Source organism: Vibrio sp. SG41-7 (assembly GCF_014164465.1).
GTDB lineage: Bacteria > Pseudomonadota > Gammaproteobacteria > Enterobacterales > Vibrionaceae > Vibrio > Vibrio splendidus.
Window position 1 is genome coordinate 1 of record NZ_JACJFF010000178.1, and the last position, 6,704, is coordinate 6,704.

Annotated in this window: 6 protein-coding genes; all 6 read right to left on the reverse strand. The window is 42.7% G+C overall.

The genetic code is table 11. The features are described from left to right. Positions 1–523: 523 nt before the first annotated feature. Entirely contained in the window at positions 524–1,300 is a 777-nt protein-coding gene (locus H5300_RS24725; RefSeq protein WP_102450888.1) for a phosphoadenylyl-sulfate reductase, read from the reverse strand. Continuing rightward, positions 1,293–3,020, reverse strand: a complete 1,728-nt coding sequence (gene cysI / locus H5300_RS24730) for an assimilatory sulfite reductase (NADPH) hemoprotein subunit (RefSeq protein ID WP_004735811.1) — start codon at positions 3,018–3,020, stop codon at positions 1,293–1,295. The genes H5300_RS24725 and cysI overlap by 8 nt, the downstream gene beginning before the upstream one ends. Then, positions 3,020–4,885, reverse strand: a complete 1,866-nt coding sequence (locus H5300_RS24735; RefSeq protein WP_182797162.1) for an assimilatory sulfite reductase (NADPH) flavoprotein subunit — start codon at positions 4,883–4,885, stop codon at positions 3,020–3,022. Before H5300_RS24735 ends, cysI begins: the two co-directional genes overlap by 1 nt. 123 nt (positions 4,886–5,008) lie before the next feature. Next, a complete protein-coding gene (locus tag H5300_RS24740; protein WP_004735813.1) occupies positions 5,009–5,239 on the reverse strand; it encodes a hypothetical protein in 231 nt (76 codons plus the stop codon). A gap of 192 nt (positions 5,240–5,431) precedes the next feature. Continuing rightward, a complete protein-coding gene (locus H5300_RS24745) occupies positions 5,432–6,121 on the reverse strand; it encodes a TIGR04219 family outer membrane beta-barrel protein (RefSeq protein WP_181257873.1) in 690 nt (229 codons plus the stop codon). Between the two features lie 114 nt (positions 6,122–6,235). Beyond that, positions 6,236–6,457 (reverse strand): envelope stress response protein PspG, encoded by a 222-nt coding sequence (gene pspG, locus H5300_RS24750; RefSeq protein ID WP_010434219.1) that lies wholly within the window; start codon positions 6,455–6,457, stop codon positions 6,236–6,238. Positions 6,458–6,704 lie beyond the last annotated feature (247 nt).

A 6,704-nucleotide genomic window follows, 5' to 3' on the forward strand; every position in this document is an offset into this window, starting at 1 on the left:
GGTCACTCAGTTCATTGAAATCAAGTTTGTTACCGAAGTAACTGTTACTACCTAAGTAATAACGTTTTGATATTCATCAACGAGTGCCCACACAGATTGATAGGTTTAAATTGTTAAAGAGCTTCTCTTCGTTGTGACTTACATCACTTCGGAAGAGGCGGCCATTCTAGCGTTTTAATTCTCAGTGTCAAACACTTTTGAAAATTAATTTCTACTTTTAAAAAGTAGAAGCGAATAATCGCTTAAAGCTAGTTGCCTTACTAACATTCTTCGCTGAAGCCTTGTGGCGTCTACCGTGTCAGTGAGGCGGCATTATAGAGATGTTCCTCACATTGGCAAGTGTTTATTAAAGAAAAATGTAAAAACAACGGTTAGGTGACGAATAAACACTCAAAGCCTTATTTGTGCAAGTTTAACTACAAAGTACCTACAGAATAACCACAGACTTATCCACAATTGCTCTAATTTTCACCCTAGAAAACAAAAAAGCTGCCTTATGGCAGCTTTTTAAATGGCAATGAGTCTAAATCCCAGAGCCATATTGCTCTCCATCGTCTTCATGGAGACCACATTCTCGTTTTAGACCATTAAAACGGGTTTCTTCTTCAGTCATACCCGGTTCCCATTTCTTAGTAGTATGAGTATCTCCAACAGAAAGGTACCCCTGTTCGCGAAGTGGGTGGTAACTGAGACCATGCTCTTCTAAGTAATAATGAACATCTTTATTTGTCCAATCAATTACTGGCAAGAACTTAAACACACCATTTTGGATAGATAAGATAGGCAAGTTTGCACGCGATTGAGATTGCTCTCTTCTCAACCCAGAAAACCAAGTGCCAGCCTCGAGTTCATCCAGCGCTCTTCTCATCGGTTCAACTTTATTAAGCTTGTTGTACTTCTCTATCCCTTCTATACCTTGATCCCAAAGTTTGCCATATTGCGCTTCTTGCCAATTAGGGCTCTGCTGAGAACGAAAAACTTGAAGGTTTAGAGTCAACATCTGACTTAACTCATCGATAAATCGATACGTTTCCGGGAATAGATACCCAGTGTCCGTAAGAATAACCGGAATATCGGGTTTTGCTTGAGTCACTAAGTGCAGCATCAACGCCGCTTGGATTCCGAAACTAGAAGACACAACATGTGTCCCTTCTAAATGTTCTAGTGCCCACTTAACTCTTTCTAATGCGGTTAGCTGTTCTAACTCAGCATTAATTTGTCCAAGACGAAGTATTTGCTCCGTCTTAGTCAATGCGAGTAGCTCTGCTAACTTCAGTTTTGAAGCGACAGAATTATGCATGCAGATCCCTCTTTGAAATGATCACCTCTTCGATGATGCCAGCTCGGATTGTAAAATCACCGAACCCTTCATTGTCGTTACGTTCCGTAGCCCAACGTCCCACCAGCGAATCAATCTCTTCTAAGATCTGAGCTGAAGTGATGTTCTCTTTATACATCTTCGGGATACGAGTTCCGGCTTTGTTGCCACCTAAGTGCATGTTGTAACGCCCCGGCGCCTTACCGACTAAACCCAACTCAGCCAACATTGCACGACCACAGCCGTTTGGACAGCCTGTGATACGAAGGATGATGTTATCTTCTTCTGGTAATCCGTGTTTCTTCAGAATGTCTTCAACATCCGTTACAAACTCAGGAAGAAAACGCTCTGCTTCTGCCATTGCTAAAGGACATGTTGGGAATGCAACACACGCCATAGAGTTTTTACGCTGCTCGGAAACGGCATCATCCATCAGACCGTATTGACGTGCCAGCTTTTCAATTTTTGCCTTTTGGCTCTTAGGTACACCTGCAACAATTAGGTTTTGGTTCGCTGTCATTCGGAAGTCACCTTTGTGGATCTTCGCTATTTCAGCAACACCTGTTTTCAGCGCTTTCCCTGGGAAATCAAGCAAACGACCATTTTCGATGAATAACGCTAAGTGGTGCTTACCATCAATGCCTTCCGCCCAACCGATACGATCGCCACGGCCAGTAAACTCATAAGGACGGCTTTCAGAAAACTCAACGCCTGCACGTTTTTCTACTTCTGCTTTGAATACATCAATACCAACACGGTCTAGTGTGTATTTGGTTTTTGCGTTCTTACGGTTCGAACGGTTACCCCAATCACGCTGAGTCGTTACCACCGCAGCTGCTACATCTAACGTTTTATCTAATGGCACAAAACCAAAATCGTCAGCTTTACGTGCATAAGTAGAAGTATCGCCGTGCGTCATTGCAAGACCACCGCCCACTAATACGTTAAAGCCCACCAGCTTTCCGTCTTTAGCAATCGCGATGAAGTTAAGATCGTTAGCATGAACATCTACGTCATTTTGCGGAGGAATTACAACCGTCGTCTTGAACTTACGTGGTAAGTAGTTGCTACCTAAGATAGGTTCTTCATCCGTTGTTGCTAGCTTTTCACCATCTAACCAGATTTCTGCATAAGCACGAGTCTTAGGTAATAGATGTTCACTGATCTTTTTCGCCCACTCATAAGCTTCTTGGTGTAGCTCAGACTCAACCGGGTTTGTGGTACACAAAACATTTCGGTTTACGTCACCCGCCGTTGCAATGGAATCAATACCAATACTGTTTAGTGTTTGGTGCATTAATTTAATGTTCGGCTTCAACACACCGTGAAACTGGAAAGTTTGACGAGTTGTGAGACGGATAGAACCATAAGAGGTGCTCTCATCTGCGAATTTATCAATCGCGAGCCACTGCTTCGGAGTGATGATCCCGCCAGGCATACGCGCACGCAGCATTACATTATGTAAAGGTTCTAACTTTTGCTTGGTACGTTCGTTACGAATATCACGGTCATCTTGCTGATACATACCGTGGAAGCGGATCAACTGAAAGTTATCAGCAGTAAAGCCACCCGTAATTCTATCTTGGAGATCTTGTTCAATCGTACCGCGAAGATTTTTACTTTCACGCTTAAGACGTTCATTGTCAGCCAAAGGTCCCAGTACTTGACCTAGCACTTCTTGCTCTATTACTTGCTTGCTCATTAGTACACATCCCTTTGGTAACGTTTCGCTTTACGTAAGTCATTAATATATTGTTCAGCTTGCTCGCGGCTCTGATTGCCATGTTTTTCCGCAATTGTAACTAACGCTTCATGAACATCTTTCGCCATTCGAGTCGCATCGCCACATACATAGAGGTACGCGCCCTCTTGCAGCCATTGCCAAACCTGAGCTGCTTGTTCGATTAAGCGATCTTGAACATAAACCTTTTCTTTTTGGTCACGACTAAAAGCAACATCAAGCTTGGTTAGCGCACCAGACTTAAGGTACTTCTGCCATTCAACTTGATATAAGAAATCTTGAGTGAAAGTTCGGTCACCAAAGAACAACCAGCTTTTGCCTTCAGCATCATTGTTTTCACGCTCTTGAACAAAACTGCGGAACGGTGCGATACCGGTACCCGGGCCGACCATGATGATTGGTGTATTGTCGTCTTGTGGTAGTTTGAAGTTATTGTTGTTCTCAACAAACACCTTCACTTCACCGCCTTCTTCAAGACGTTGAGCTAAGAAGCTAGAAGCTCCGCCCAAACGAGACTCTTCGCCTTTTTGGTATTCAACCAAACCAACCGTCAAGTGAACTTCTTCATCCACTTCAGCTTGGCTTGATGCAATAGAGTAGAGACGCGGTGTCAGCTTACGTAGTAGACCAATCAATTCATCAGCCGATAGCTTAGTTTTCTTCTCAGCTAAAACATCGACAACTTGAGTATTACCCGCGTATTCACGAAGCTTGTCTTTATCTTCCACCAGCTTGATTAACTTCTTGCTGCCCGAAAGCTCAGCAAACTTAGTCACAAGTTGAGGATTTGAAGATGTAATCTCGAATTTACTGACGAGTGCGCTATGGATAGATAAGTTATCACCATCGACATCAACACTTTCGATACCAGACAACCCAACCTTAGAAAGGATCTGATTAGCGAGTTCTGAACTGTTTTCAAACCATACGCCTAGCGCATCACCCGGTTGGTAAGTAATACCCGACTCATCAAGATCAATCTCGATATGACGAACATCTTTGCCCGAATCACGACCGGTGATCTTTTGGCTCGTCAATAATGTCGCGGTGTATGGGTTTTGTTTGGTGTATTGCGAATGACCGGCGGCCGCTTGACCGACTGGTAATTGAACCACATCAGCTTCATTGCCTGTCGATAGCGTCTCTTTTACTTGCTCTAATGCTTTAGCGCGCCATTCCGTTGCTGATTCTTCGTAATCAACATCACAATCAAGACGGTCAACAAACGATTTAGCACCAAGCTTAGCGAGGAAGCTATCGAAGTCTTTAGCCGTTTGGCAGAAGAACTCATAGCTTGAGTCACCTAAACCAATCACACCGTATTGTAGGTTTGATAATTTTGGCGCTTTCTTCGATTGTAGGAATTCATGCAACTCAATAGCGTTATCAGGGGCTTCGCCCTCACCATTGGTTGAAGCCACAAAAATGACGTGTGTCTCTTTGGCTAGGTTCTTACCTTTATAATCACTTGCATCGAAAAGCTCGACAGCAATACCTAAGGCTTTAGCTTCTGCCTCAAGCGATTCAGCGACGCCTTTAGCATTACCTGTTTGAGATGCGAAGATAATGCTGAGCTTACCCGCTGGCTTAGCCGCTACTGCAGCAGCCGCTTGAGCGATTGGCGCAGCTGCACCGACAGGCTGAGCTTGGCTCACTCCCCAAAGGTAACCACTGACCCATGCCAGTTGTTGTGAAGATAACTCAGAAACAGTGTGTTGAAGATGACCCAATTGTTGGTCATTAAATGGTGCTGCTAGCCCAGGTAACTCATTAGCCCCAGACTGTGCATTATTATTTTGTGAAGACTCTTTCTTATTTAAAGACATGGTCACGACATCCCTAATCATTGCGTGACGATAGATTAACCACTCCTTTTAATAACAAGAAAGAATAGAAAAGTATGTTTTATAACTTTTTGGAAGTAAAAACCGATTGAAACGCAAATTGACTTACTGGTTTTCAATACGCACTTGCTGAAAGCCAACCGCCATTGCCGACTTAGATGCTAGGTCTAAATCCGCGTAATGGCACTCTTCACCATGAACATCAGTAAGCAGAACAAAGCCACCTCCCATATGGCGAAACTCCACAACCCAAGACCCTTCTTGAATTGAGGGCTCTATGATCGCTTCAACTAACAGATTTTCTCTATATAAATTTCGTAATTCATTGAGTGTCATATTCCATCCCTTGCTTTGACCTCACAACATAGACCTTATAAGAATAGACGCTAATTAGCTCTCTGTATAAAGGATGGTCGAAAGTGATGAATGTGCTAACTAATTCCAGAAGGATATAACCAATAGATATAAAAAAACGCCACTTAATAAAGTGGCGTTCTCAAAATTCGTTCTAAATTTGCTTTATATGGCCTAGAAGCGCACTTCAGCGCCAGCAAACCAGCCATCAACCATGACAAACTCTTTGCCAACCTCTGAAGAGAAGAACTCTTCCGAATCAAGGTCGATCACGCGGTAACCACCACGTAGTGCCACTTCAGTTTCTGCTACAGGAATTCGGTACTGAACACCCGCCATCAAATCCGTGCTCTTAATACCACTGCTATCACCGAACTCCATCGTACCGATGATATCGAAATTAGTCTCAGGAACGTTGATCTCTGCGTTACCGTAGAAGCTCCAAGTGAATTCATCAAAGCTTGTTTGAGCGCCACCCGTTTTCGGTTCGACGTAATTCGAGTTTGAATACTGAGTAAACGTCACACCTGCATCGAAGTTCATCAGCTTGTGATCTAACAACGTGTAATAGAAGGTGTAATCGTACTTATCGAAAGCCAATGAATCTGCATCAACAGAAGTATAGCGAAAACTAGCGTTTGGTAGCATCGGGGCATTATGCTCAAATGCGAAATACAACGAAGGTGAGTTAGAGTCATCATCTTGTCTAACTTCGTTTAGCTTTGTACTTCCCCACCACATATCGGCACCGACTTTAGCCGTGTAAGAAAACTCTTCTTCAGCAGACACTGCCGAGCTTAAAGATAGCATTCCCACTAAAGCAATTAATGGCATTTTATTCATTTGAGATAGCTCCAATTCCATATCGTTGTGCTAATTGTATGCACATTCATAGATTATTGGGGAAAATTCTATCACACATCTTAAATTCTCAAACGATAAACCGCTGACGATCAAAGATTTGACGACACCATGACCTTAGTAACGTCTTTGGTTAGAACTGTGTACAAAGTTTTTGAAAAACCAGATACCCAATGCAATCACAATTAACCAAGGCAGCAACTTAAACACAACCCCCATCATACCCAAGACCAACATAACTGCTAACGCGATTCCGGTTGCAGCCAATACCGTCATAAACGTGATACCAGTGACAAGTAAAGTTGCGACGAAAATAAGAACAAAGATTAATTCAAACATAATGGTCTCCCTAATGAGTTAATGACCTATCTTTCCTACTTTCTAACATTGCAGCTTCCATACCAAGTTAGTAAAACGAATAAAACCCTTACTTATCAGGCAAATAAAAAGCCACACATCTAAATGCGTGGCTTTTAAAGAAACGATCAATGGCAAATTAGCCTCTAGTGGCGAATTTAACCTTAAGTTTTTAACCTTAAGTTTTTAACCTTAAGTTTTTAAGCTTAGGTTTTTAAGCTTAAGTTTT

Coding starts and splice junctions, on each gene's coding strand:
- H5300_RS24725 (WP_102450888.1), bottom strand. CDS start 1,300: ATGCATAATTCTGTCGCTTCAAAACTGAAGTTAGCAGAGCTACTCGCA.
- cysI (WP_004735811.1), bottom strand. CDS start 3,020: ATGAGCAAGCAAGTAATAGAGCAAGAAGTGCTAGGTCAAGTACTGGGA.
- H5300_RS24735 (WP_182797162.1), bottom strand. CDS start 4,885: ATGTCTTTAAATAAGAAAGAGTCTTCACAAAATAATAATGCACAGTCT.
- H5300_RS24740 (WP_004735813.1), bottom strand. CDS start 5,239: ATGACACTCAATGAATTACGAAATTTATATAGAGAAAATCTGTTAGTT.
- H5300_RS24745 (WP_181257873.1), bottom strand. CDS start 6,121: ATGGAATTGGAGCTATCTCAAATGAATAAAATGCCATTAATTGCTTTA.
- pspG (WP_010434219.1), bottom strand. CDS start 6,457: ATGTTTGAATTAATCTTTGTTCTTATTTTCGTCGCAACTTTACTTGTC.